Here is a 24,314-nt window from a genome sequence, read left to right as displayed (position 1 = left end):
AAAGCCTTCTCTTTCTTAAAATTCCATTTTTACGCCATTATACCTTCCTATATATTTCCAATTAAACAGACATTAAACCCCAAGGTTCGATATTTCAGCAAGAAAATGAATACAAGCACAACACCCGGCTAACTTATGAGAGCTCCCATTTTTACCTGTGCACAAGATGCATTTTATCTATCACATGGAGATAAGAGCCAGCTACACGCTAAGGAAAGCTTTCTTACCTACGCATAAAGAAAACTCATTGCTTAGCGAAAACAGAGGTGTAGCTTCATTTACACTGTACCCCTAAAATTTCTAGCTATGTCAAATTGGATTCCAGCCGGAAATGTGTACTTTCTTACAATATAAAAAAACGCAAACAATCCGTTTGCGTTTACCCATTCACCTTTTCAGCTTTCCAGTAATATTCACTGAACGCTTCAGCTAGCGCATCAATACTTCGGTTCAGTTCTTCTGCTGTATTATCGACGCCACCTACCTCAATTAAAATAGCCTGTCCAGATAAGTCTTGATTATATATTCCATTTCCTGTACTAAAATCTTTGTACATGACCCCTCTGCTAAGATTTGGATATTTTTTATTCAAAATGTCATGAAGGGCACTGGCAACCTCAAGATTTTTCTTGTAATTTTGATTGCCTGTCCCAATTACAAATACTAGCTTTGCATACGGCTTATTGTTTACCATTGCAGTTGTAACAGGCTTTCTAGCGCTGTCACGGTGCAAATCGAACATAAACTGTAAATCAGGGTCACTTGCCATTGCTTCCTTTACAATTTCTCTTGATACCCTGTAAGAGCTGTTTGAATTCAATCCTTTACTTACGAGCAGCTTCCCAACGTCCGTTTTATCGTTCATTGTTCCAATTCCGTAATTTTCGAGCTGCTGCTTTAATCGATCTCCGTAAATTGAGATATTAGAAACAGAACTAGATGCTTTGTTTGGATTCGCATCTCCAGTCAGATTCAACTGCGGTAAATATGACTCCCAGCTATGCGTATGATATATGAAAACAACCTTTTTATCCCCTGTTGTTTGAGCAGGCGGTTTGACTGTCCGCGAAGTTTCTGTTTTTGACTGTTGCGTACTGTCTCCCTTTCGCTCCTGTAGTAACTCTTCTAGGGGGATATTAGATTCAATTGGCAGGTTTGAATAGTTTGTCCCTTCTCCAGCAATAATGATTTCCATGTCATATTTAGCAAGTCCCGGCAATTCTGTTCCAAGAAGGCTTCTTACATCATTAAAGCGAATATTTGTCGCAGTAGACAGTAATAATGACGATATGGAAAAATCTTTATTTAAATTTCTATATTCCTGCGTAAAGTAATGATTTTCCATTCCAAAGGCGTACATATATCCCCCCATAGAAAGTTCGCTCATCCAGTTGTATAGATAGGAGGACTTCGCTTGCTTGAGTGAAGTGACCATTACCCCTGTAAACAAAAAAGCAGTCAATACACCAATGAAACAGAATGCTATAATCTTTATAAAATTTGCTTTTTTCACATAAAAATAGCTTCGGCTCATCCTATCACCCTTTCGTTGACAATATATGTACAAACTATCGGGAATAGAACGCCGACTGCTAGATTAGGGATAAAGTAAACTCGTCGATTGGCGAGCCCTGCCCTTGAGTAAAGACAGAGGCGTAGCCCTACTTATACTGTATTCCTAAAATTTTGCGCTACGTCGAATGGTCTTCCAGCTAGAAATTTATGCATTCTTAAAGTGTAGTTGCCCTTATACTTTATTCCTAAAATTCCCCACTACTTCGAATGAACTTCCAGCTGGGAATTTATACTCTTACAGTGTAAAAAACCCCTTTTAAACAAAGGAGATTTCCATTTGGAATAATAGAATAGCCCAAAGTGCTACAGACAAAACCATCGTTTAATAGCTAACATAGCTTCCTCTTCATCATAGCCGGATGTACGTACCTCGATCTCATCACCTGAATAGGGCATCACCGTACATAGGCCAAGAATACTTTTCATATCTACTATTCTTCCTTTTATAGATAGTAGAGTATCCGATTCAAAGCAGCTTACGGTATGCACCAATTCCTGCAACTTTTCTACATCTAATTCCGTTTGTATAACAAATGAAAACACACGCATCTTACTGCCGCCACCTTTCATCTCTCTCTATATACTTCTATTATTCTACAAACCATTTGCATTGTCTATTTCCTCGAGCATTTATATCAGTACGTCTTACAGACAATCTTTTCTCTTTATGATTCCATCCATTGCCTATCGTATTTCGGCTTTTTTCAGCAAGCACATCGTGAGCAAAAATTCCTTTTCTATTGTGCATATGACATTCTGACAGCTTACTATACCTTCTTGTTTTCTTTGACTCCCTTATTGTTTCCCCTTATGATGAAAGAAGAAAAACCAGGAGGTGTATGATACTTGAGTATCTTGCTATGGGTTCTTGTCATTGCTTGCTTCGTATTAGCGTTTGTTGCCCTTGTATACCCGATTATTCCCGGTATACCTCTTCTCTGGGTCGGATTTTTGCTGTATCAGTTTGGCATAGACCGTTCAGATTTACCTGTACTCTTTTGGATTCTGCAGGTGCTGTTTACTGTATTTTTGTTTGTAGCTGACTTTCTCGCGAATAGCTACTTTTTAAAGAAATATGGCAGTACCAAATGGGGTGAGCGTGTTGGTATGCTTTCCATTATTATCGGCTCGTTCTTTTTTCCGCCCTTTGGCTTACTGATTATCCCATTTTTATTTGTATTTTTAACAGAGCTCTTACACAAAAAAGAGATGAAAGATGCATTCCTTGTAGCGTTTGCCACGGTCATCAGCTTTTTAAGCAGTTCTGTTGCAAAAGCAATTATACAGTTCATTATGGTTGCTGTCTTCCTTCTATACATATTTTTATAAGAGGAACCCCGTTCATAGATGGGGTTTTTTCATACTTTAAGAAAGGATAAATTTCTAGCGAGAAGACCCTTCTACGTAGTGAAAAATTTTAGGAATACAGTATAAGTAGGGATGGGGATACGCCTCTGTCTTCGCCCAAAGGCAGAGCTCGCCAATCGGCGAGTTTTCTTTACGAATATAATACATAATACCCACACAAGCCCCTTTCGTTTCGCGCAAGAAAGCATTTTTTCTATCCTATACACAACAGCCCTTTTTCCTTAATTTCAGTATTACTTATCTTTAGCTCTTTCCTTGGTTACTATATATATATCGTTGTATTACGACTGCTACACCTCCCTTTATTCAGAAGGATCAAGGAAAAAAACAGAAAATGCGTTGTAAATTTAGAAAGAATTGAAGGTGTGCTTTTATGAAACGAGCTTACCAAGCAACAGAATTCCTACCCGCTATCAAAGAAGTAGCAAAAGAACCGCTCACAAAAGAACAACTTCTTCATCCTCGCTTTTTGCTTGATAAAGAAAAGGAATTGGAAATCTATTACGCGCCGTTTGATTATATCAATAATCAAGCACAGATTATGATTGTCGGTATCACACCTGGCTGGACCCAAATGCGCCTCTCTTATGAGGCAGTTATACAGGCCTTAGAAAACGGCAAATCCTTAGAAGATGGGGTAAAGCACGTGAAGCAACACGCAAGCTTTGCCGGTTCCATGCGTACACATTTAACATCTATGCTTGATGAGCTCGGGCTCCCTGCTTACTTAGGAATTCAAACAACAGCATCGCTATTTGGAGAAGACAGGGCGCTTTTACATCCGTGCTCTATGCTGCGCTACCCTGTATTTATCTCTCAAAAAAACTATACAGGTCATAATCCGTCTATGATACGTTCTGACATTCTAATGGAATGGATTACAGCCACTTTTTTGCCTGAGCTACGTTCCGTCCACCCCACTCTCATCATTCCGCTCGGAAAGGCGGTTTCCGATACCCTATTTGAACTGTCAAAAGTACATGCGATTGATGAACAGGCCTGCCTGTTTGGTTTTCCTCATCCTTCAGGTGCGAACGGGCATCGGCATAAACAATTTCAAGAAGGAAAAGCAGGGTTTCTAGAAAAGGTACATCGCAGCTTTTCTACATAATTGCAAGCGTGGTTACTGCCTCCTTACAGTTTGGCTCTAATACTTATCTGAGAATTCACCCAATATTTCGTAAAAAATACACATTCGCCCAACATATACCCAATGTCAAAACGGGCAAAACGACATACGTTATATTGTAGATGCAGGTAAGGAGGAAAAAAACATGAGCTATGGCCACCATCACGGGTTTGCTTTAATCGTTGTGTTGTTTATTCTTTTAATTATTATTGGAGCAGTTTGCTATTGCTAACACATGTGTGTAGTAACAGTATATGATGAAAAAGCCCCCAACCTGGGGGCTTTTTCATCAACTTAAGGAAATGCATAAAGCAACGAAATTTGGACACCCTTCCCCAGTTGGCGTTTTGCTTGTTTCAAGCTAACGAATGGTTTAGATGTTTTTCACTTATAAGAAAATATAAACCTCTAGCTGGAAGCCGACTCGATGTGGCGAGAAATTTTAGGAGTAAAGTATCAGCTTCGCTGGGGGGCATGGCTCGCCAGTCGGCAAGTTTTCTTCACCCTCTTTTCTGTAAGCACTCCCTATTGCGACTTCTAGAGTGTAGTATATAAAAAATACTGGTTTAGAATAATTACATCAATTAAAAAGAAAACCGATGAATGGAAAATCCTTTAATTTGAAAAGATAATATGCAAGCAATTTCCATAGGAACACTATTTACATGCAGAGATTTTATTGCTAACATCTTTATAACGCCATATTAACTTATATTTATATTTATTTTCACATTGTAAAAAAGATAATATTTTTTCACAAAAACATCCCCTATCCACCACCTGAGGTTTGGAGGCATGAAATATGTTTGCATTTTTTTCTGGATATCTATTCTGGTATCCCGTTATCATGAGTTTGTTTTGGATAACGGGTTCTTTATTATTTTACTTCCGTCGAGAACGTAAGGAGCCATTACCCTTGAAAGAATCACCCCTCGTATCTATTCTTGTTCCTTGTTATAACGAAGAGGAGACAGTTCGGGAAACAATTGCTCACTTATTAAATCTTAACTATCCTAACTATGAGATAATTATGATAAATGATGGCAGTACAGATGGAACAGCAGTAGTAGCAAAGGCATTAGCTTTAGAACATAAAAATGTTCGTTTTATTGACCTTCAGAAAAATTCTGGAAAAGCGAATGCGCTATATCTTGGTTTACTTGCTTCACGAGGAGAATTCCTCGTCTGCATCGATTCTGATGCCCTGCTCGACAAAAATGCACTACTGTACATGATTCCACATTTTACAACCGAACATAATGGAGAGCGGGTAGGTGCGGTAACGGGAAATCCACGTGTGCGGAATCGCAGTTCTTTATTGGCGCGTATGCAGCTCGTAGAGTATGCGAGTATTATTGGTAGCATTAAACGTACACAGCGTGTTTTAGGAAAAATTATGACTGTTTCCGGTGTTATCGTAGCATTCCGAAAAAAAGCTTTGATGGATGTAGGTCTATGGGACCGCGATATGATTACAGAGGATATAGCCGTAACATGGAAACTTCAAAAAAGATTCTGGGATGTACGCTACGAACCAAATGCTATTTGCTGGATGCTTGTCCCGGAAACTATCCGAGGGATTTGGAACCAACGTGTTCGTTGGGCACAGGGCGGTGTGGAAGTGCTATTGAGACATTGGGATATTTTCTTAGATTGGCGGCAGCGGCGATTATATTTAATTTATGTTGAACAGCTTTGCAGTATTCTCTGGTCAGTCTTATGGGTTATTTTCACTTTTCTCGTTTTGTTTAACACTGCTGTAACTGCAAATATTTTCAATCTGTTTACACTGTTTTCCTGTATTTTATCCGTAATTTGCATTTTGCAATTCTTTATTTCGATTGCATTAGATTCTAAGTACGATAAAGAAATGAAAAAGTATTACTTCTGGGCCGCTTGGTATCCTGTTCTGTACTGGTATATGAATACCCTTGTCGTTGTAAGAGCCATTCCAAAGGCCATTTTTAGAAAGAAAGGAACATTTGCGATATGGGAAAGTCCAGACCGCGGCGTAAAAGGAAACATGGGGGCATAATTATTCAAGAGGAACGCCCCTTAGTTATCAAGTCTATAGAGGTGCTTGTTACCGTACTTCTTTGGCTTTATCTCTTAAGTATATTGACGCTTGTAGTCACCATTACATGTGACTTAGATTTTGAATGGAAACGAATATTATTGGTGATTTTCCAAATTCAAGCGGAGGATGTACAAAATATTATATACAAAATTGGAATGTTCAGCGTTATTTTCTTTATCATCCAATTCGTGTGGGTTCAATATAACTATCGCATGTTCGGAAGTTTGAAACGTCGCCGTTTCCCGAAAGATGTACAACCACAGGACTTGGCACAGTATTTCTCCCTTACAGAAGAAGAAATTCAATACTTTCAGAAGAATAACATTATTAAGCTGAAAGATACGATTGTATAAGAAAAGCGGACAAGGCCCGCCTTTTATGGCAGCGGAGGGGTGGGCCGGAGTAAAAGGCGCTTTTTTGCCTTTTGCGGAGATTCAGCATGGAGTCTGCTATTTTGGGCCTTGGGAGCTAGACACCATCTCGAAAAGTTATACTTTCCTACAATGTAAAAAAATGGAGATCCCAATAATCTCCACTTTTTTATCAGCTATTAGCCCACCTCTCTATTACTTTCCAATCACCCCGATCTACTAACACCCGATTAATGAAAAATCGCGGATCATTCACTTTTACAGTTCCAGGATTCAATGAAAAAATCAAATGATACCCTTGATTTAATAAAATTTCGTCAGTCTTTGGGATGCCATATCCATATGGATAAGCAAAATAAATAGGCTCTGTACCAAAGTGCTGTTTATATACTTTTATCGCTTCTAGAGAATCCTGTTTAAACAAATTCAAATTTTTTTCTTTCAAGAACGGAGCTTTCTCATTTGGTTCTATATAATGAAGCTTATGTGTATGTGTTCCTATTGTAGCTAGACCCGAACGATTCATTTCCTCCAACTGCTTCCAAGTAACCATTTTTAATCCATCAAAATCAGGATTTCCCACTTGTCCTGTAATAATAAAGACGGTAAATGAAATATTCTCCTCTTTCAAAAAAGGATAAGCATGTTCATACACACTTACATCAATGTCATCAAATGTAATAAGTGCGCATTTCTTAGGCATTGGCTTTTCACCTGAAACATACGTTTCTAAATCGGCTGGTGTAATGAATGGTATACCCTTTTCTTTTAAATACAAAATCTGTTTTTTAAATTCATTGGTATATACCGAATATGTAGTTAATTCTGTATTATGAGTCAGCTTTTCTAACGTTTTAGTGAACCAGTCCGGAGAGCGAATGCGATGATAGTTTAACACAAGGCAGCCACCAGCCGATAAAGAAAAATCGTCTTCCGAGTTCGAGTATTCCGCTTTCGAGTGTTCCATTGATTGAAAAGAATTACAGCCTGATCCAATGAACACAAAAATAAGAGTAGTTACAATGAGTGTAAGTTTTTTCAAAGTTCTTCCCTTTTCCTTTTGTCAAGTTTAAATTTTGTAATAAAGAGAACATAAAAGAAGCTGTATTTGAGTATGCCCAAAATGTATGATTTTACTCATGACTTATAAGTCAAAACATCCGTCCTACAAATGCGAACATACTTAACTTAAGCGAAAGATCCACCGACATATGTACATAATCTTTATATAACGTTTCTTATATAATATTCACACCTTTTCTTTCACATAGAGTGCGGAGTATTCCTCTAATGTCCTTTTTAACTTCTCATACATGACTTGTCTTCTGTACCTCGGTGCAAATACAGCCGAATACTTACAATTCCAAGCCGTATGTGCTAGAATCTTAGTATCTTTTGACATAAAAACTCCTCCGTATACCGATATTTCAGCTGATAAACCCGAAATATTTAGTACCACGGAAGAGTTTTTTAATTACCACGCTGAAGGCTTTTTGGGACCCTAGACCTAGGCTAAAATTTTCTTTTCCATAAAAAAAGCACTGCTCTTGGGTGAGAACAGAGGCGTAGTTGCCCTTATACTGTATTCTAAAAATTTCTAACTACGTCGAATTGACCTCTAGCTGAAAATTTTTACGTTCTTACAATGTAAAAAAGTGCACCCGATGCCAAAGACACCAAGTGCACTGAACTAAAGGTGATAGAAAATCCTCTCTGCAGAGGCCTTAAAAGTATCGCTTCTTCCAAAAAATAACAGCTGTTGTACATGATAATGCAGCCGCAATCGCCATAATAAATGCAAAGGCATGCTTATGATGTGTAAGCGGCACAGGAACATTCATTCCGAAAAAGCTTGCTACCATTGTCGGAAGCGATAAGATGATGGTAATTGATGTTAACAGCTTCATTACACTGTTCAGGTTATTAGAAATGACAGAACTAAACGTTGTCATCATCCCATTTAAAATATTGCTGTAAATCTCAGCCATTTCAATGGCCTGTTTGTTTTCAACAAGTACATCTTCCAGTAAGTCCTGATCATCCTCATACATCTTTAAATACTCGCTTCTGCTTCGCATAAGCTTCTGAATCACGACCTTATTTGATTTTAAAGAGGTCGCAAAATATACTAAACTTTTCTCTAGCCCTAACAGCGTGAAAATCTCTTTGTTTTTCATTGATTTATTCAATTCTTTCTCGAGATCCACCGTCTTACGACTAATTTGTTTTAGATAACGCAAGTAGTAAGTAGAAATAATATATAAGAGCTGCAGCGCAAAGCGCGTCTTTTTAAAAGTATAGAAACCTTTAATACGTTGATTTGTAAATCGTTCAAAAATAGGATTTTCCTCTAAACAAATCGTAACAAAGCACTCCGGCATAATAATCATACCGATTGGGATTGTATCATACGTGGAGTTTCCATCTTCACCGTGACGGACAGTTGGAATATCCATGATAATAAGCGTCGTATCATCTTCTTTTTCAATACGGGAACGTTCTTCATCATCAAGCGGATCTCGAATAAAATCAAGCTCTACATTCAATGTTTCAATTAAATATTGAATTTCCTCTTCCGTTGGATGAAGGACGTTAATCCAGCAGCCCTTTTGAATAGAATCAATTTCTTGTAATTTGCCATTTTCCTCTGACAAGTAAATGTTTAGCATTCTGCTCACCCCAGTTCTCCTGCATATAAGAAGCGACCTAGCTGTTATCATATTAAGACCGTTTCTAGCACCATTTCAAGCATATGCAACAAACAAACAGATTTCAATAGAAAAATATAAGATACACGTGAAAAATGGATAGTTTTTATTATTTCAGCTAAGAAACCCATCCTTAATGTTGCGAAGAGCGAGCATAGCTCAGGAATAGGTCGGAGCGTTCAAGCCTTTGTCTTGTACAAGTTAGGAAAAGTGGACAAGGCCCGCCTTTTATGGCAGCGTAGGGGTGGGCCGGGGTAAAAGGCGCTTTTTGCCTTTTGTGGAGGTTCAGCCTGAAGTCTGCCATTTTGAGCCTTGGGAGCTAGACATCACCCCGAAAAGTTATACTTTCTTATCTTGTAAAGAAAACTTGCTGATTGGCGAACCCTACTTATATTGTATTCCTAAAATTTCCTACTGCGCCGCATTCGTTTCACGTTGGAAATTAATACTTTCTTACAGTGGAACAAAGCAAATTATACAACCTTCTTCCTCACCTCGATGAATCTCCAACATGTTTTTGCAGCATCCATAGGTTGAACAATACCGAAAACGTATACCCAACATATGTAGAGATAATTGGTCCGACAAAATCAAATTGGGGGACGAGCAAAACATTCAGTACCACTTTTAAAAACAAGCCAATCAGCAGTCCAATTACTGTTTTTCGTTGCTGATTAATCCCCTGAAGCATCGCTGCCGAAACAGAAAATAAGGAAAATAGAATACATGCCGCTGCATAGTAACGCAGCATTTCACTACCTAATACCGGATCATTGTCTACTCCAAACAAAATTGTATAAACAGGCTCCGCAAGTAAAATAAGGCCGATTGCCGCAGGCAGTGTTACAATTACTACAAACATATTCGTGCGAGTAAAATGCTTGTAAAGCTGCTGTTGATTTCCGGCAGTAAACGCCTTCGTCATCTCAGGTATAAGCGACATACTAAATGCGGTTGCAAGAGACACTGGAATCAGCACAACCATTTGCACAAGACCAATGATAGCATTCACTTTCTCTGCCTCGACTTGTGCATAACCAATATGCATAAGCAGCTGATTTACCGTAAATGTATCCACTGTCTGATACATTGGAATAGCAAGACCGACGATAACAAATGGAATAGAAGATGTAAACAACTCCTTATATAGGGAACGAAATGATTTCGTTGTTGTCGATAGACTATTCCTTTCTCTTTGTTTCAAATAGCGTCTCCGCTTCAGGTAAAAGGCCAGTAAAACAGAAAGCCCTGCAGTTGCCCCGATAAACGCACCGAACGTAGCAGCACCTACTGCCATACCAATGTCTCCATTGTACAGCTTTAACATTGCATAGCTGCCAATTAAAATTGTTAATACACGGAACATTTGCTCCACAACGACGCTGGCCGCTGAAGGCCCCATCGACTGGAAACCTTGAAAAAAGCCGCGCAGCAAGCTCATTACCGGAACGATAAGTAAAGCAAAACTTACAACCTGAATATTATATGTAACAGCTTGTACGCTGTTCCCTGTCTGATCCTTTGTATCAATGACAAGGCCGGCAAGCACCGGAGCTAATACATATAAAAGTAAAAATGAAACGACTCCCATCCCTATCATCACTGTAATACCGCTCCGTAACACTCGCTTCACTGTATGGTAATCATTCAATTGATCATACTTTGACACCATTTTAGAAACCGCAAGCGGCAAACCCATTGTCGCAATGCTGAGCATAATCGTGTAGGGACGATATGCATATGTATAAAGCACATAGCCACTCGTACCAACCATAGCTGTAAACGGAATTACATATACAAAGCCAAGCATTTTAGAAATGAGTGTGCCAATTGTTAAAAATAACGTTCCCCGTAAAAAAGGTGATCCCTTCATATTGTCCTCCAACGGCTTTTTATACAAAGCTATGGACAACCGTTTGATTTTAGAACAAGCAAAAAGCCGCACAAGGCGGCCTAAATAGCTTTTTTCTTTTTAAATAAAGAATAGAAGATATACAGCGCAATAAATAAAAGGGCACCTACGATAAAGTATGGCATATAAGGTGCTGCATACTCCTTAATATGACGCCAATTCGTGCCGAGTTGTTCTCCTAAGTAAATGAAAAAAATCGACCATGGAATAATAGCAAGTACTGTGTAAAGTGTGAACCTGCCAAGCGGCATTTTCGCAAGACCAGCAGGAATCGAAATAGCGTGGCGTACAACAGGAATAAAACGCGCTGAAAAAATAACACCAACGCCATAGCGCTGAAACCACTCCTCCGACTTATCAAGATGACTTTTCTTAATCAATAAATATTTCCCATACTTCTCGACAATCGGACGCCCTCCATAATAGCCAAGCCAATATAGGAAAATCTGCGCCAATGTTCCGCCAATTGTCCCAGCAACGACAGCACCAATAAAATTAATCTCATTTTGAGCTACTAAAAACCCCGCATATGATAACACAATTTCACTTGGAATCACCTCGATCATAAGACCAAGCGCCACACCAAAATAACCCAAATCCATAAAAAAATTTAACAATGTCTCGACAATATTTGAAAACATAAAATTCTCCTCAATTTTGCATTCTGCCCTATATCCCTCTCCCATTATTCCATGAAATGCTCATCTTGCCAAGTCCTTCTTAGTTTCTTTAATATTCCCATTACAGTACATGAAATTTTTTATTTTCCCAGATAAAACCCTTCTTCAGTCTCTGCCATGTTACATCCAAGTACTACGTGAGCAGCTTATAGTATGACATAAATATCGACAGCCTTCTACACCTCCTCTCCCTACACAACATCTTCTACTTTATTATATAATATCATTATATTTTCATAATCATTAGAAATTAACTCTTGTTTTTCAGTACAGAAAACTCGCCGATTGGCGAGCCCTGCCCTTATACTGTATTCCTAAAATTTCTCGCTACGTCGAGTTGGCTTCTAGCTAGAAATTTATACTTTCTTACAGTATAAAAAACGCAGATTTCATATCTGCGCTTAATCCAGCTCTGTAAGACGTTCTCTAAGAAAACGATTGCGATTTTCAATGTATTGTAAAATAACTCCCTGCTCTTGATCAAAAGTATCTATCCGATCTTTCATATACGGATCCTTTTGTACATAAGGACGAAGGAGTGCATGAAGTTGCTCCACCTTAGGTTTCATATATGCAGTCGTAAACTGTTCATCTAAAACTCTCCTCATCAAGGCTGCATATTGCTTTCGAAAAGCTGGTACATCAAGCAAACGAGCACTTAAGGTGTTATATCCTTGAATACGGATGTAGTCATGTTCCAACACACGACCTTGTATATCACGTCCCCAGGTGGCATCATAATCCCATGGAATGATATAAAATAAGCCTGTCTCGCTATTTCTATAAAGTGCATAATTGTGTACAAAGCCATCAAAGTTTTGTGTACAAACAATTCCAACGAGCCATTTTAAATAATTATCAACATCTACATACTTCACAATCTCTTTCTCATAATCGGCTCGAGAGATTGTATTTACTTTATACATAAAATCTATAAGGTGGCCCTCACTTTGAGCATCTCCACATTTTAATTCGAATCCAGCAGATAATGACTCCTTCACATCTTGATCCAAGTCACTAAGTAACGAAAAATTCGCATCGTCATCTACCGCATAATGAATGCAGCCTTTTGGCAAATGACGATGCCGTAAAAACTGCTCATCTACTGATTCAAGCTGCAAATATACACCATGAAACTTCCCATTTATTGTTAATAAAACATGTTGAGATTTTGGAGATAGTGTTCCAATATCTTGAAAAAAATCAAGCGACAGCTTATTACGAATAAGCGAGACATCCTTGAATTCGGAATTTATATGGATTTCATTTACTCCATAAAACGTTCTCGGTTTATAGAATACAATATGGTAGGACCTTTTTTCAAACTCACGGATATGAGATCCACGATAAACAATCTCAATATTGTACTTCTTCTTCTCATGTGTAAGCTTTCCCGGAACAGGTTCATCACTCCACACGTCTCTCCGAAGCTCAACTAAATGCATAGGATGGATAAATAAATCATAAGAAGGCAGCATCCCTCTTCCTCCCCTTTTAGTAACATCTATCCCCAGTGTATGTACTCTGTCACCTCGTTGACACTATACCCATTCTTAATAGGTATAAAACTATTTTCAAAGAATACTGAAACAACTTGTCATGGTTGTACATATCTTAATATTGAAAGTTGCAAGTCAATATATTTGATGAGCAGCACTTATAACAAAACTCATCCATGGGGGATTTTAGATGAAAAATTATAACAAACAAGACATCCAACTTGCAGTTCAACAAGTACAAGCTGCGGGTATGGGAGAATTTTTAAGCCAAGATCCAGGTTCGTCCAATAGCTCTAACAGATCAAACAAAAACTCGAACAAATCGAACCAATCAAACAAATCGAACCAATCAAACAAATCGAACAAATCAAACAGATCAAACAGATCGAACAGATCGAACAGATCGAACAAATCGCACAGATCGAACAAATCGCACAGATCGAACAGAAGCAAATGTTCCCATAAATATAATCGTTCCTACGACTATCACTGCAAATGCTATAAAAAGTACAAATATTCCTATAAAGATGCTTACTCTCATTACAACCCTTATTACAAAGGAAGTGGCACTCACTGGTACAACCCGCAGTATCAAGAGAAAGAGAAAGAGAAAAAGAACTGCGATTGCTGCGATTGCTGCTGCAAAAAATCCGAAAACACTGAAAATACCAACAAAAAAGACTACTTCTCATGGTAATACAAAAAAGCTGTCAGAGTTCCTGACAGCTTTTTGTATTACAATGCATTTTTTTCGCTCCCTTTATCTAAATCATCATCTAACTCAAATGGATTCTGCACGCTGTATACTGAGTCCATTAATTCATAGAAAGCAGCTTCCTCTTGCACAACACCATTTATTTCAAGAGAATATGGTTCAATTTCCCCTAGCTGATAGTCGACAAGAAACTGAATTACAATCTTTGTCCGCTCAGTACCCGCTTTAAAACCATGAAATTCAACGAGCTCTAGTCCATCAGGCGCACGGTAATACTGCCATGATGGCTGATGAAAATATTGCTCAAATGACTCACCGATAGAATACAAAGGATAATTGTATAGAGAGCCGTTTCTCACCGTATTCACAATATCAAGGTCTGTCGGAAATAGCCTGTGGCTAATAGAGGATAAGACAACACTTGCTGCAAGCAGCAGAGCGATACCTACTTTACGCGTTCCTCCTGCAGTCTGTAACAAGTATGTTTCCGCTGCCTCGTTCGCAATTCCTTTTGCTTTTAGCTTATAAATACGGCGAATCGCATGTTGATAGTACAGTTGATTAGCAAAAAGACCCAAGCCAATACAAGCAACAAACACAAGCAGCAAAGCCGCGGGCGTTGTGTTGATAATCGGAAGCCCGTAGTTCCAGCCAATGTAATATGAAACAGCGTTCATAATTACTACCATAAAAAGAAACAACAATGCTGTTCTGTACATTCCTCGGTATCCCAGCCACAGAACATTAAAAAAAGCTGCCCAGCCGTTCCAGCTCCATTTTAACTTTCTTGTCTGCTCCCGTTCCCATTTACGCTTATAAAAAGGATATTGTTTGCCGACAAACAGTCTTAACTCCCGTTCTAACTCCTGCTCTCCCTCGTACAACTGCTGCCGGCATTGTTCACAGTTCAGTGAAGCACGGTCACACGGTTTTCCGCAATTCATACAAAACACCCTCATTCAACTCCTTTTTACAGCAGGTGTTTCTAGTATATAAAGCTAGATTATCTTAATCTGCACGTTACTTTGTCAAGCTCCCTTCATGCTTCAATAACCATTCTTTTCTCCAAAGACCTCCCTCATACCCAACAAGCGTGCCATTTTTCCCAATAATCCTGTGACAGGGTACAATAATTGAAATGGGATTCCTACTGTTTGCACCGCCAATTGCTCGTACAGCCTTCGGGTTTCCAATCTCATTTGCCATATCTAAGTACGAAGCAGTTTTTCCATATGAAACCGTTCGCAGGGCCGTCCACACTCGTTTTTGAAAATCAGTTCCATCCGGACATAACGGCACTGTAAACGTAGTTCGCTTATTTTGAAAATACTCCTCCAACTCTTCCACACATTGTGCAACAAGTGGGCTCTTACAAGTCTGCCCTTGCTCGTCCACAAACAAAACAGATATAATTCCAAGGTCATTTCCCTTTACTTCTATCCAACCTAACGGGCTTTCGTAATACGCAGTATAATCCATATTCTCACTCCATTTTCATTCATAGTGCTATTTTATTTTTAGGTTTCAGATATCTTCATAAAGTTCCGGAAAACCTTGTTTTTACTTATCTCCTTATCACTCATCCTATAACTCATTTCGAGTTTTTTCAAACTTTTTTAACTTCGTGAGCGTTTTTATGGTCAAAATTTATCAGGACAATACAACCAAAGCTAGGCTTCATTGCTCATAAGATAGTACGCCAACGGCTTTGTTTTCTTTGTTTTCTTTACTTCCCTGTCTTCTCCAAGCAGTTGCTTTTTAAACACAAGCCCTAGAACAGAACAAAAGAGCAACCCATGTCTTCCAGTTGCTCAAGCACTTTACAATATTTTCTTTTGTGAGATTCATGATAAATCTCCTTATTTGAATCATTAGCTTATACAACAGGAACTAACCAATCTACCGTGTAAGCTTGTCCTTATTATATGTCAAAGAAGCTTTACCGGTGCTGAGAGATATCATAAGATTTCTAATACTTGTAGCCGCTGCAAATTTGTTAAAGCCAGGTTCCACCCCTAACGAAACAGCTCGTCTACCTCCTGTTTCAGCAAACTGTACAGCGAAAAGTCAGGTACCCTTTTCCCGAGCACGTCTACTACGCTGCGGTAATACCATTCTTGCTTTTCCTTGCCGCGATTAAAACGACCCCAAACATCGTCTCCCTTTGCTTCAAATTCGCGGACAGTAGCACGAATGTTATGAAGCTTATCAGCACACATCACCATGCATGCTTCTAACGAGACGGTATGGAGGTGATCAATTTTATGTTGCTTTCTTTCCTCCCAGCCCTTGCTTTTGTCATACTCGGAACATTCGCGTACAACGCGAGCAATTTGTTGCCCAAATTTATGTTCAATTTCTTCAAAAGAAAGGTTCGTATCCTCTATGGTATCATGAAGCAAGCCGGCAGCAACCGTTTCCTCTGAACACCCTGCCTGCAGCAAAAGAAGCGCCACTGTAAACGGATGAGTAATATATGGTGTTCCATTTCCTTTTCTCGTTTGTTTGCCGTGTGCGACGGTAGCAGCTTCGACAACTAAACTAAACAAATCTAATATATACCTGTTCATACTCCCACTCCCTTATAAATAGTAAACGAAAAGCCAACATTATTGCATGTTGGCAATGTCATTGGATTCGTATATATGCACACCTCTCATGTCCCATAATGCTACCTTACACATCTCCTTTGCCACCTGCTCGGCAGCAATTGGCTTATACTTGTGCAATGGACCTGTAAACAGAAAGGGCATAATACCGAAAAACTTTTCTGCCACCCGTTCTCCTAATCGAACCTCCTCACGTTCTCCTAAAAGCAAAGAAGGTCGAAAAATATGGAGACCTTGCAGAGAAAGCTTCTTTAAGTCTTCTTCCACTCTCCCCTTTACTTGCGAGTAAAAAAATATAGACCTGGGATTTGCTCCGATAGAGGAGACTGTTAGAAAGTTATGTACGCCCTTTTGTTGAGACAATCGCGCAGCGCTCATTGTATACTCATAATCGACCTTCCAAAAATTCTCCTTTGTTTTCGCTTTTTTGATGGTGGTTCCTAGACAACTGTACACATCATGTACGGAAAAAACGCTTTCGTACTGTTCTAAGGCAGCAAAATCAACCAGCTGCTGCCGCAGCTTCTCATGCTTCCAATCTAATTTCTTTCTAACTAATACCGTTACGGATCGATAACGAGAAGAAGCAAGCAAAAGTCTTGTGACCTCTTGTCCAACTAAACCGCTGGCTCCAAGTACTAAAGCAGTTCTCTTTTCCATGTGTTTCCCTCTTTATGAATCAAATTGGATACTTGAAGTATACTGTAAGGGAAGAACAGGAAGCAACCTGCTTTTTAATAAAAACCCTTCTTTTTTAACATTAGAAAAAGAGTGCCTCTTCCTGTTGTAAAAGACACTCCTTTATTTTTACTGCGTCTCTTCATCCTGAAGGGGCGTAATCGTGCTTGCATCTCCAAAACTTTCGATTAAGTCTCTTAAAAACCAAACAACACCGCCTAAAGGAACTAGTACGGCTAGCAAAATAGCAACCGCCTCAAACCAATACCCCATAGTCTCTCCCCTTCCCCATTCTTGTTTCACTATATGAAGAGGGAAAAGGATTCTATACCTCTGTTTCGAGAATTGCTACTGGAACTGTTGATACACATATGGCGTCTCTGGTGCAGATATTTTCTTGACAGATTGAATCGACACAATCGGGAGAAGCGTATCTATGTAAATCGTATCTCCCAACGTACCCGTAATTTGGACCCAATCCCCTTGTTCCAATGAAGAAACGTTCTGTCCTTTGGCCATCATCCCAAGCACAGAAGCGTCTGCGGTGCAGCAGGTAATGCCGTAACGTGCTAAGATAATTGTATTTTGATCAAGATCTGGTTCACGATGCACAAAGCCAATAAATGTAATTCCTTTCCCTTTGAAGCCCATTACGTCTTTTCCGATGACATCCATAACAGACATATAATCTGCATCATTCACAGTGATATGCTGCTGGCTAAGTAACTTTTTTTCGAGCTTCTCATAATAGCCAGGAGGTGCTGTTTGCGGTAGTAACTGGGGATTCTCTTCCGCGTCCGTCAATAAACTGCTTACGGCATCATTTCCGCCAGCCGGTTGTTGTGAAGACGTTGTCCCTGCTAGCGTTACTCCTCTCTTTGCAGCAACGCTTCCATCTAATGCAGCATTAGAAAAAAGAAACCCGCTCACAATCGGAAAAAGGAATAAAGCATATATCAAGCCTTTACCGAACCTTGTTTGCTCCTCATGATGATGCCCGCAATCACAGCTTTGCTGCTTTGGATGACTCCACACTTGAAACACACCTAATGCAAAGGAAACTATAAGGGTAAAATAGGTAAATCCACGCATCTTTGGAGCAATAAAATTCTCAATATGGCCCGTCATAAGCAATTTAAATAGCAGCATACCAAAGCCAATTAGTAAAAGCCCCCGTATGTATTGATGGAAAGATTCTTGCTCACTCATCTCCATCCTCCTTTCTACAATCTAGCACATTGAACAACAATGTATACAACAACTATTACAATAACGAAGAAACTTGCAACAAACCGCTTCTTAAAATATGCGAGGAGCATAAGCGTATTTTTAATGTCGAGCATAGGACCAAATACAAGAAATGCGAGCAAGGACTGAGCCGAAAATGTATGGTTCAACGAAGCTGCAATAAAAGCATCTGCCTCTGAGCAAAGTGACAAAACATACCCTAATCCCATCATAACCGCCGGTGACAATACATGATTAGATGCAACCTGCTCCAGAAGCTGCCGATCGAGAAAGGTTTGAAAACAACTGGCAATCAGCGCGCCGATGAGTAAAAACTTTCCTGTACTGAAAAATTCATCAGCAGCATGCTGCAAAATTTGTTTCCACCGGCTTTCAAATCCTAAGTGTATATGCGGATTCACAACGGTCTGATCTTTCAGCACATTCTGATTGCGATACAGGCAATACACGACGAGCCCGATAATAACTGCTGCAACAAAGGCTAAGCCAAGCCGGTAATAGGCAATATAGGGGGTTGTCCGAAACGCATAGTATGTTGATGCAAATACAATCGGGTTAAGGATAGGTGTACTTACTAAAATGACCATGCCAATATGCAGCGGCATTCCTTTTTGAATGAGACGTCTAACGACCGGAACAATTGCGCATTCGCACATTGGAAACACGAGCCCGGCAAGTGCTGCTGGTACCACTGCCAAAAACGGGTTGCGCGGTATTGCCTTTTTCAGCTGCTCCTCTGTTATAAACGTTTGAATGATAGAAGAAACAAATACACCAATAAGAACGAATGGAGCAGCTTCAAGAAAAATACTTAAGAATATTGTATTTACATTCATCCAGTTCTTCGGAATAATGTCCTTTATATGTGCTAAACTAGTAAAATCTACAAAGAAAAATAAAAATAAAAACAACGCAATGAGTACAACACCAATCGTTTCCCGCAAAAAGCGTGACCAAGCCATAATAATCCTCCTAACATACAGATTGCCTATACTAGCAATATATGCTTGTCCGAACGCTCTATGACATACTTCTTTATACACCATAGCAGACTGAAATCGTAATGATTTCGACTATTGCACATCCAAGGATTCCATAGTATACTTAGTAAATCGAAATTGTTACGATATAATTCGCATTAAACATTTGAAAGGGAGAATTACTATGAAGAAACAAGCTATAATCCTGTCGCTTTTTCTTATCATCTCAGCTTTCGTTACGGGATGTGGTAAAGAAAGCAGCACAGCAAAGCAGCAAAACGAAAAGATTACCGTGTATACAACTATTTTTCCATTAAAAGATTTTGCAGAAAAAATTGGCGGCAACTATGTAGATGTACAAGCTATTTATCCTGCAGGCGCAGATTCACATACATACGAGCCTTCGCAAAAACAAACAGTAAGTATCGCAAAAGCAGATTTATTTGTATACAATGGGGCGGAATTAGAACCGTTCGTAGATAAACTCGAGGAATCTCTTAAACAGGAGAAAGTAACAATTGTAAATGCATCCGAAGGTCTGCCGCTTATCACATCCTCTGAAGAAGAGGAAGAGCATGAAGAAACAGAAGCGCATCATCACGATCAAGATCCACATGTGTGGCTCGACCCTTCTTTAGCTGCTCGGCAAGCAGAGGCCATCAAAAATGCACTTGTAAAGCTGCAGCCAGCGCATAAGGACGAATTTGAAAAGAATTATGAAGTCCTCAATCAACAACTAAGCGATTTAGACAAGGAGTTCCAAACCGCAGTAAACAACGCAAAAACAAAAGAAATACTCGTATCCCATGCTGCGTACGGTTACTGGGAACACCGCTATGGCATTAAACAAATCGCAATCGCCGGTCTATCAGCTTCTCAAGAGCCTTCACAAAAAAAGCTGACAGAAATCGCAAAGCTGGCAAAAGAACATCACCTACAATATATTTTATTTGAAACATTTGCGACTCCAAAAGTGGCTGAGGTTGTACAGAAGGAAACAGGAACAAAAATTCTTCGTTTAAACCATCTGGCAACTATTTCTGAGGAAGATGCAAAGAAAAACAAAGACTATCTTACATTGATGAAAGAAAATTTAGAAACTTTAAAGAAAGCTATGAATCCATAAGATAAGGGGCGCTGACTAGCGCCCCTTGCTGCATAAAGATTTAAGAAAAGACTTACATTATATGTAACAGAGCAAGGAGGTGCAAATGATGGCAAAAGGAAAAAAGAAGCAAGCACGAAAGCAAGCGACAAACCATGTACCAAAGGATACACCCTCTCCGATGACAAAAAAAGAGCAGCGTGGTGTTCAAGCATCTTTGGATTATGTAGAATAATGCTAAAACATATCTAAGCTTCTGTATGCTCGCTGTGAAAAACTCTGCGCAGCGAGCACAACTGCATCATCTTTCTTAATGATCGGCAACACAATTATGAAAATGTTCCTCAAACCAAACTTTATTTAACCCTTTCCCGATAAACACAACTTCGCTCTTTCGTTCTTCCCCTTGTTTCCACGGACGATCATAAGAAGCTGCGAACAGCGTATGCACACCTTGAAATACAACACGTCTGTCCATTCCTTGCGCAGCTATAATTCCCTTATAACGATATAAATATTCCCCTAACTCTGACACAACTGCAGTCATCCAGTGATTAAGCTTTACCATATCTATAGGGCGCTCCTCACGCAGTACAAATGACTGTACCCCCGTTAGGTGCTCTTTAGGAAAATGAGGCCGTACGTCAAGAGTGTCACGTGTCCGAAATGTTTGTATGCCAAATAACAAGCTAAAATCGATTTCGCCATTTACAGTTGGCACAATCTGAGCGGTTGGATTTAGGGATTGTATCTGGTATTTGACTTCCTCAAGCTGCGAAGTTGTTACCAAATCCTGTTTATTCAATATAATAAGATCGGCAAAAGCGACTTGTTCTTCCGCCTCCATGCCTTTTTCAAAGTGCTGCTGAATATGATAGGCATCCACCACCGTAACAATACCGTCTAATTCATAATAGGTCTGTATTGTTTCATCAAGAAAAAATGTTTGAATAATCGGTCCAGGATTAGCAAGACCTGTCGTCTCAATAAGCAAGCCTTCAAACCGTGCTTCTCCCTTTTTTCTGCTTTGTAATAGCTTTTTCAACGCTACAAGCAAGTCTTCTCGTACAGTACAGCAGAGGCAGCCATTCGTCATTTCCATAACTTCCTCTTCCACATTTACGATTAATTCATTATCAATCCCAATTTGCCCAATTTCATTCACAATCACAGCAAATCGATGACCGTGGTGCTCTGATAAAATACGGTTTAACAACGTTGTTTTGCCTGAACCGAGAAAGCCTGTTACAAGCGTCACCGGAATTTTCCGTCGTACACTCAAATTCGTTACCTCTCTTCTCTGCTTGTTCTATTTCGTTATTATAGCAAATCCATACCTCTATTTCGATTTTATTTGTAGTGAGCCTCCCTGTATAAAAAAAGAAAAGTTGCCCCTTTTGAAATGCTATAAATGCCTCAAACCCATCAACAGGTACTTCTTTCTATTTGCAGTCATATATCTATACAAAAGAAGCAAACCACCAATTCAAATGCAAAGGGGTCATGCAGCATGAAGAAATCTTACAGCTATGATGAAATTAAAGAGTTGTTGGAACAAGAAAAACAAAAGCTAATCCAACAGCTTAAGGAACGAAAGCTCACCTCCAAGGAACAACAAACGCTCCACATGTCAATAGCTAATTATGAGTATATTTTAGAGCTAGTCGATATGAACCATTTTAATCGAGGTCTGCAACGCTCCTCTCAGAAAAAACGAAAATAACAATTCCGTACAAAGAAAACTCCTCGATTGGCGAGCCATGCTCTTGGGCGAAGACAGAGGCGTAGTTGCACTTATACTGTATTCCTAAAATTTCCGACTACGTCGAATTTCCTCCTATCTGGAAATTTATACTTTCTTACAGTGTAAAGAAAACTCCTCGATTGGTGAGTCTGCTTTTGGGCAAAGACAGAGGCGTATCCCTACTTATACTTTATTCCTAAAATTTCTCGCCACGTCGAATCGACATCCAGCTAGAAGTTTATACTTTCTTAAAGTGTAAAGAAAACTCGCCGAAAACCGATAATATGCTCCTTTCCCCTTACATGTCCGTCTATTTGTCCATGCTCACTCATATGTATATAACAAACCCATAAGGGGGGGATTGTATGGACCAACAACAATGGAAAACGGCGAAGCGAATTGCCGCTACGTATATCGGTACAATTGTCGGGGCAGGATTTGCGACAGGACGCGAGATTGTTGAGTTTTTCACGGTGCACGGTACATACGGAACCATCGGTATTTTGGCGAGTGGCATTTTATTCATTTGGATTGGAACAAAAATGATGCTCCTGGCCGCCCGTATCGAAGCGTACTCAGCGCAGGAATTTAATAAATACTTATTTGGCGATGTGTTCGGGAATATTGTAAATGCCGTGCTCCTCCTATTTCTTCTTGGTACAACAAGCGTTATGCTTTCTGGTGCAGGTGCGGTATTTGAAGAACAACTTCGTTTGCCTAGGCAGTTTGGCATTTTACTTACAATCGTAGCTTGTCTTTTAATCTTAACAAGGGGGCTGCAAGGTGTTTTTGAAGTAAATTCCCTTGTTGTACCTATTATGATGATTTTTATTATTGGGCTCTACTCTACTACCTTTTTACAAACATGGCCTACCCTTTTCACAGCTATTCCGGAAGAAAGCTGGAATTGGCGTTGGATCACTAGTCCTCTAATATACGTTTCCCTAAATATCTCTCTTTCTCAAAGCGTTCTTGTCCCGCTTGCGCACGAAATCAAAGATGAGAAGGTTATTACAATGGGAGGTATCCTTGGGGGAGCAGGATTATTTCTTATCCTATTATGCAGTCAATTTGCTATTTTATCTGTGGAGCAGTTTTATCAATATAGCATCCCGATGGCCGAGGTTGTGCGGCGCCTCAATCCAACTTTTCATTTTTTCTTCGTGCTTATTATTTTCGGAGAAGTATTTACAACGCTCGTTGGCAATGTATTTGGCATGAGTAAGCAGGTGCATTCAATGACTGGCTGGAAAGGCTACAGTGTTGTGCTAGTCATTTTATTTATCAGCTATTGTATTAGCTACATCGGCTATGGTCCACTTCTCCATACGCTCTATCCGCTGATCGGCTGGCTAAGCATTATTTTCCTTCCACTCATAATTATGCAAGGCAAAACAAAATTGTAGAGAGGTGACTCGAAAGGGGTGCAACGTCCCATTTTGAGTCGCCTCAAGTATTACAGCGTGATTGTAAAACACCGTAATAGCCGATATATGTATAAGGTGCACCCTATGAATAGACTCCTGATTTAGTCACATTCCTCGCAGGTTTCCCAATACATCCCCATTTCTACCGCAAAATGTGGTTTAAACTGCACCTGCAGCATTCGGCTCGGCCATCGCTCAAATACAAACTGCAGCAGCTCCTCACCATCTTCTTTAGAAGCAATGACTTGCTGTGCAGTAAAACGCTGAATAGTCACAATAGGATGATGGTTTTGATGCCACACGATCCATACTTCCTGCTCATCATTATAGCCGATTGAAATCGATCCTTTGCCCACATCCTCCATATCACAAACGGAGGTACACACTACATATCCTTGTTCTTGCTCAATTGCAATATATCGATATCCTTTAGAATCAGCTTTTGGACTCATCCCGAAAAAGGACTGTAACACATCTTGGATCATCTTT

Annotated in this window: 26 protein-coding genes and 1 pseudogene; 10 read left to right on the top strand and 17 right to left on the bottom strand. The window is 39.5% G+C overall.

Annotated elements, in window-relative coordinates; translation table 11 throughout:
• Positions 1-379: 379 nt before the first annotated feature.
• Positions 380-1,534 (bottom strand): stage II sporulation protein P, encoded by a 1,155-nt coding sequence (spoIIP, locus tag EP737_RS12050; protein ID WP_129728220.1) that lies wholly within the window; start codon positions 1,532-1,534, stop codon positions 380-382.
• 344 nt (positions 1,535-1,878) lie between these two features.
• Positions 1,879-2,124 (bottom strand): HPr family phosphocarrier protein, encoded by a 246-nt coding sequence (locus EP737_RS12045; RefSeq protein ID WP_165350770.1) that lies wholly within the window; start codon positions 2,122-2,124, stop codon positions 1,879-1,881.
• Positions 2,125-2,421: 297 nt separating this feature from the next.
• Between EP737_RS12045 and EP737_RS12040 the strand changes: the two genes are divergently transcribed.
• From EP737_RS12040 to pgaD, 5 genes are all read left to right on the top strand, one after another.
• Positions 2,422-2,904, top strand: a complete 483-nt coding sequence (locus EP737_RS12040; protein ID WP_129728218.1) for a DUF456 domain-containing protein — start codon at positions 2,422-2,424, stop codon at positions 2,902-2,904.
• A gap of 412 nt (positions 2,905-3,316) precedes the next feature.
• A complete protein-coding gene (locus tag EP737_RS12035; protein WP_129728217.1) occupies positions 3,317-4,054 on the top strand; it encodes a uracil-DNA glycosylase family protein in 738 nt (245 codons plus the stop codon).
• Positions 4,055-4,217: 163 nt separating this feature from the next.
• Complete coding sequence (locus tag EP737_RS12030) at positions 4,218-4,304, top strand: YjcZ family sporulation protein (RefSeq protein WP_129728238.1); 87 nt, start codon at positions 4,218-4,220, stop codon at positions 4,302-4,304.
• 570 nt (positions 4,305-4,874) lie between these two features.
• A complete protein-coding gene (pgaC, locus tag EP737_RS12025; RefSeq protein ID WP_129728216.1) occupies positions 4,875-6,107 on the top strand; it encodes a poly-beta-1,6-N-acetyl-D-glucosamine synthase in 1,233 nt (410 codons plus the stop codon).
• Complete coding sequence (pgaD, locus tag EP737_RS12020) at positions 6,062-6,502, top strand: poly-beta-1,6-N-acetyl-D-glucosamine biosynthesis protein PgaD (protein ID WP_129728215.1); 441 nt, start codon at positions 6,062-6,064, stop codon at positions 6,500-6,502. The genes pgaC and pgaD overlap by 46 nt, the downstream gene beginning before the upstream one ends.
• A gap of 190 nt (positions 6,503-6,692) precedes the next feature.
• Here the strand turns inward: pgaD and EP737_RS12015 are convergent, their stop codons facing one another.
• The 6 genes and pseudogenes from EP737_RS12015 to EP737_RS11995 form a co-directional block, all read right to left on the bottom strand.
• Entirely contained in the window at positions 6,693-7,487 is a 795-nt protein-coding gene (locus EP737_RS12015) for a polysaccharide deacetylase family protein (protein WP_205650927.1), read from the bottom strand.
• Positions 7,488-7,683: 196 nt separating this feature from the next.
• Positions 7,684-7,922 (bottom strand): annotated as a pseudogene (tnpA, locus tag EP737_RS26255) (IS200/IS605 family transposase); the annotation flags it as partial.
• 322 nt (positions 7,923-8,244) lie between these two features.
• Entirely contained in the window at positions 8,245-9,189 is a 945-nt protein-coding gene (locus tag EP737_RS12010; RefSeq protein WP_129728237.1) for a magnesium transporter CorA family protein, read from the bottom strand.
• Positions 9,190-9,718: 529 nt separating this feature from the next.
• Positions 9,719-11,101 (bottom strand): putative polysaccharide biosynthesis protein, encoded by a 1,383-nt coding sequence (locus EP737_RS12005; RefSeq protein WP_129728213.1) that lies wholly within the window; start codon positions 11,099-11,101, stop codon positions 9,719-9,721.
• An 80-nt stretch (positions 11,102-11,181) separates the two neighbouring features.
• A complete protein-coding gene (uptA, locus tag EP737_RS12000) occupies positions 11,182-11,781 on the bottom strand; it encodes an undecaprenyl phosphate transporter UptA (RefSeq protein WP_129728212.1) in 600 nt (199 codons plus the stop codon).
• 440 nt (positions 11,782-12,221) lie between these two features.
• A complete protein-coding gene (locus EP737_RS11995; protein ID WP_129728211.1) occupies positions 12,222-13,298 on the bottom strand; it encodes a CotH kinase family protein in 1,077 nt (358 codons plus the stop codon).
• Positions 13,299-13,509: 211 nt separating this feature from the next.
• Here EP737_RS11995 and EP737_RS26885 point away from each other — a divergent pair, with 211 nt between their 5' ends.
• Entirely contained in the window at positions 13,510-14,016 is a 507-nt protein-coding gene (locus tag EP737_RS26885; RefSeq protein WP_425455888.1) for a CotG/ExsB N-terminal domain-containing protein, read from the top strand.
• Between the two features lie 38 nt (positions 14,017-14,054).
• Here the strand turns inward: EP737_RS26885 and EP737_RS11990 are convergent, their stop codons facing one another.
• The 7 genes from EP737_RS11990 to EP737_RS11965 form a co-directional block, all read right to left on the bottom strand.
• A complete protein-coding gene (locus EP737_RS11990; protein ID WP_342045527.1) occupies positions 14,055-14,978 on the bottom strand; it encodes a DUF2628 domain-containing protein in 924 nt (307 codons plus the stop codon).
• A 76-nt stretch (positions 14,979-15,054) separates the two neighbouring features.
• Entirely contained in the window at positions 15,055-15,513 is a 459-nt protein-coding gene (locus EP737_RS11985) for a methylated-DNA--[protein]-cysteine S-methyltransferase (protein ID WP_129728209.1), read from the bottom strand.
• Between the two features lie 536 nt (positions 15,514-16,049).
• Positions 16,050-16,604, bottom strand: a complete 555-nt coding sequence (locus EP737_RS11980; protein WP_129728208.1) for an HD domain-containing protein — start codon at positions 16,602-16,604, stop codon at positions 16,050-16,052.
• Between the two features lie 39 nt (positions 16,605-16,643).
• On the bottom strand, positions 16,644-17,303 hold the full coding sequence (locus EP737_RS11975; protein ID WP_129728207.1) for an oxidoreductase: 660 nt from the start codon (positions 17,301-17,303) through the stop codon (positions 16,644-16,646).
• A 147-nt stretch (positions 17,304-17,450) separates the two neighbouring features.
• Complete coding sequence (locus EP737_RS25575; RefSeq protein ID WP_165350768.1) at positions 17,451-17,594, bottom strand: hypothetical protein; 144 nt, start codon at positions 17,592-17,594, stop codon at positions 17,451-17,453.
• Positions 17,595-17,669: 75 nt separating this feature from the next.
• Entirely contained in the window at positions 17,670-18,530 is an 861-nt protein-coding gene (locus tag EP737_RS11970) for a TIGR03943 family putative permease subunit (protein ID WP_246040236.1), read from the bottom strand.
• Positions 18,531-18,544: 14 nt separating this feature from the next.
• Entirely contained in the window at positions 18,545-19,531 is a 987-nt protein-coding gene (locus tag EP737_RS11965; RefSeq protein ID WP_129728205.1) for a permease, read from the bottom strand.
• A gap of 202 nt (positions 19,532-19,733) precedes the next feature.
• Between EP737_RS11965 and EP737_RS11960 the strand changes: the two genes are divergently transcribed.
• The gene (locus EP737_RS11960) at positions 19,734-20,675 is read left to right on the top strand and encodes a metal ABC transporter substrate-binding protein (protein ID WP_129728204.1); all 942 of its coding nucleotides are present in this window, start codon (positions 19,734-19,736) and stop codon (positions 20,673-20,675) included.
• A gap of 88 nt (positions 20,676-20,763) precedes the next feature.
• The gene (locus EP737_RS26550) at positions 20,764-20,889 is read left to right on the top strand and encodes a hypothetical protein (RefSeq protein WP_281278893.1); all 126 of its coding nucleotides are present in this window, start codon (positions 20,764-20,766) and stop codon (positions 20,887-20,889) included.
• A gap of 75 nt (positions 20,890-20,964) precedes the next feature.
• Here EP737_RS26550 and EP737_RS11955 read toward each other — a convergent pair whose 3' ends face one another.
• Positions 20,965-21,918 carry a CobW family GTP-binding protein gene (locus tag EP737_RS11955; protein ID WP_129728236.1) on the bottom strand — a complete coding sequence of 318 codons (954 nt, stop codon included), beginning with the start codon at positions 21,916-21,918 and terminating at the stop codon, positions 20,965-20,967.
• Between the two features lie 246 nt (positions 21,919-22,164).
• On the opposite strand from EP737_RS11955, the gene EP737_RS11950 reads away from it, so the two are divergent.
• Together EP737_RS11950 and EP737_RS11945 are read left to right on the top strand one after the other, a co-directional pair.
• Positions 22,165-22,377, top strand: a complete 213-nt coding sequence (locus EP737_RS11950) for a DUF3896 family protein (protein ID WP_129728203.1) — start codon at positions 22,165-22,167, stop codon at positions 22,375-22,377.
• 386 nt (positions 22,378-22,763) lie between these two features.
• Positions 22,764-23,804 carry a YkvI family membrane protein gene (locus EP737_RS11945; RefSeq protein WP_129728202.1) on the top strand — a complete coding sequence of 347 codons (1,041 nt, stop codon included), beginning with the start codon at positions 22,764-22,766 and terminating at the stop codon, positions 23,802-23,804.
• A gap of 122 nt (positions 23,805-23,926) precedes the next feature.
• Here EP737_RS11945 and EP737_RS11940 read toward each other — a convergent pair whose 3' ends face one another.
• Entirely contained in the window at positions 23,927-24,310 is a 384-nt protein-coding gene (locus tag EP737_RS11940) for a DUF3979 family protein (protein ID WP_129728201.1), read from the bottom strand.
• Positions 24,311-24,314: the final 4 nt, after the last annotated feature.

This window comes from Ectobacillus funiculus (assembly GCF_004138295.1).
In the GTDB taxonomy this organism is placed as follows: Bacteria; Bacillota; Bacilli; order Bacillales; family Bacillaceae_G; genus Ectobacillus; species Ectobacillus funiculus.
This window is presented reverse-complemented; position numbering and strand designations above follow the sequence as displayed.

Bases quoted from the DNA above. Each gene is read 5' to 3' on its own strand.
- spoIIP (WP_129728220.1), bottom strand. From the start codon at position 1,534: ATGAGCCGAAGCTATTTTTATGTGAAAAAAGCAAATTTTATAAAGATT.
- EP737_RS11940 (WP_129728201.1), bottom strand. From the start codon at position 24,310: ATGATCCAAGATGTGTTACAGTCCTTTTTCGGGATGAGTCCAAAAGCT.
- EP737_RS11975 (WP_129728207.1), bottom strand. From the start codon at position 17,303: ATGGAAAAGAGAACTGCTTTAGTACTTGGAGCCAGCGGTTTAGTTGGA.
- EP737_RS11995 (WP_129728211.1), bottom strand. From the start codon at position 13,298: ATGCTGCCTTCTTATGATTTATTTATCCATCCTATGCATTTAGTTGAG.
- EP737_RS25575 (WP_165350768.1), bottom strand. From the start codon at position 17,594: ATGGGGTATTGGTTTGAGGCGGTTGCTATTTTGCTAGCCGTACTAGTT.
- EP737_RS11965 (WP_129728205.1), bottom strand. From the start codon at position 19,531: ATGGCTTGGTCACGCTTTTTGCGGGAAACGATTGGTGTTGTACTCATT.
- EP737_RS26885 (WP_425455888.1), top strand. From the start codon at position 13,510: ATGAAAAATTATAACAAACAAGACATCCAACTTGCAGTTCAACAAGTA.
- EP737_RS12010 (WP_129728237.1), bottom strand. From the start codon at position 9,189: ATGCTAAACATTTACTTGTCAGAGGAAAATGGCAAATTACAAGAAATT.
- uptA (WP_129728212.1), bottom strand. From the start codon at position 11,781: ATGTTTTCAAATATTGTCGAGACATTGTTAAATTTTTTTATGGATTTG.
- EP737_RS11990 (WP_342045527.1), bottom strand. From the start codon at position 14,978: ATGAATTGCGGAAAACCGTGTGACCGTGCTTCACTGAACTGTGAACAA.
- pgaD (WP_129728215.1), top strand. From the start codon at position 6,062: ATGGGAAAGTCCAGACCGCGGCGTAAAAGGAAACATGGGGGCATAATT.
- EP737_RS11960 (WP_129728204.1), top strand. From the start codon at position 19,734: ATGAAGAAACAAGCTATAATCCTGTCGCTTTTTCTTATCATCTCAGCT.
- EP737_RS11945 (WP_129728202.1), top strand. From the start codon at position 22,764: ATGGACCAACAACAATGGAAAACGGCGAAGCGAATTGCCGCTACGTAT.
- EP737_RS12035 (WP_129728217.1), top strand. From the start codon at position 3,317: ATGAAACGAGCTTACCAAGCAACAGAATTCCTACCCGCTATCAAAGAA.
- EP737_RS12030 (WP_129728238.1), top strand. From the start codon at position 4,218: ATGAGCTATGGCCACCATCACGGGTTTGCTTTAATCGTTGTGTTGTTT.
- EP737_RS12045 (WP_165350770.1), bottom strand. From the start codon at position 2,124: ATGCGTGTGTTTTCATTTGTTATACAAACGGAATTAGATGTAGAAAAG.
- EP737_RS11985 (WP_129728209.1), bottom strand. From the start codon at position 15,513: ATGGATTATACTGCGTATTACGAAAGCCCGTTAGGTTGGATAGAAGTA.
- EP737_RS12015 (WP_205650927.1), bottom strand. From the start codon at position 7,487: ATGGAACACTCGAAAGCGGAATACTCGAACTCGGAAGACGATTTTTCT.
- EP737_RS26550 (WP_281278893.1), top strand. From the start codon at position 20,764: ATGGCAAAAGGAAAAAAGAAGCAAGCACGAAAGCAAGCGACAAACCAT.
- EP737_RS12005 (WP_129728213.1), bottom strand. From the start codon at position 11,101: ATGAAGGGATCACCTTTTTTACGGGGAACGTTATTTTTAACAATTGGC.
- pgaC (WP_129728216.1), top strand. From the start codon at position 4,875: ATGTTTGCATTTTTTTCTGGATATCTATTCTGGTATCCCGTTATCATG.
- EP737_RS11970 (WP_246040236.1), bottom strand. From the start codon at position 18,530: ATGAGTGAGCAAGAATCTTTCCATCAATACATACGGGGGCTTTTACTA.
- EP737_RS11950 (WP_129728203.1), top strand. From the start codon at position 22,165: ATGAAGAAATCTTACAGCTATGATGAAATTAAAGAGTTGTTGGAACAA.
- EP737_RS11980 (WP_129728208.1), bottom strand. From the start codon at position 16,604: ATGAACAGGTATATATTAGATTTGTTTAGTTTAGTTGTCGAAGCTGCT.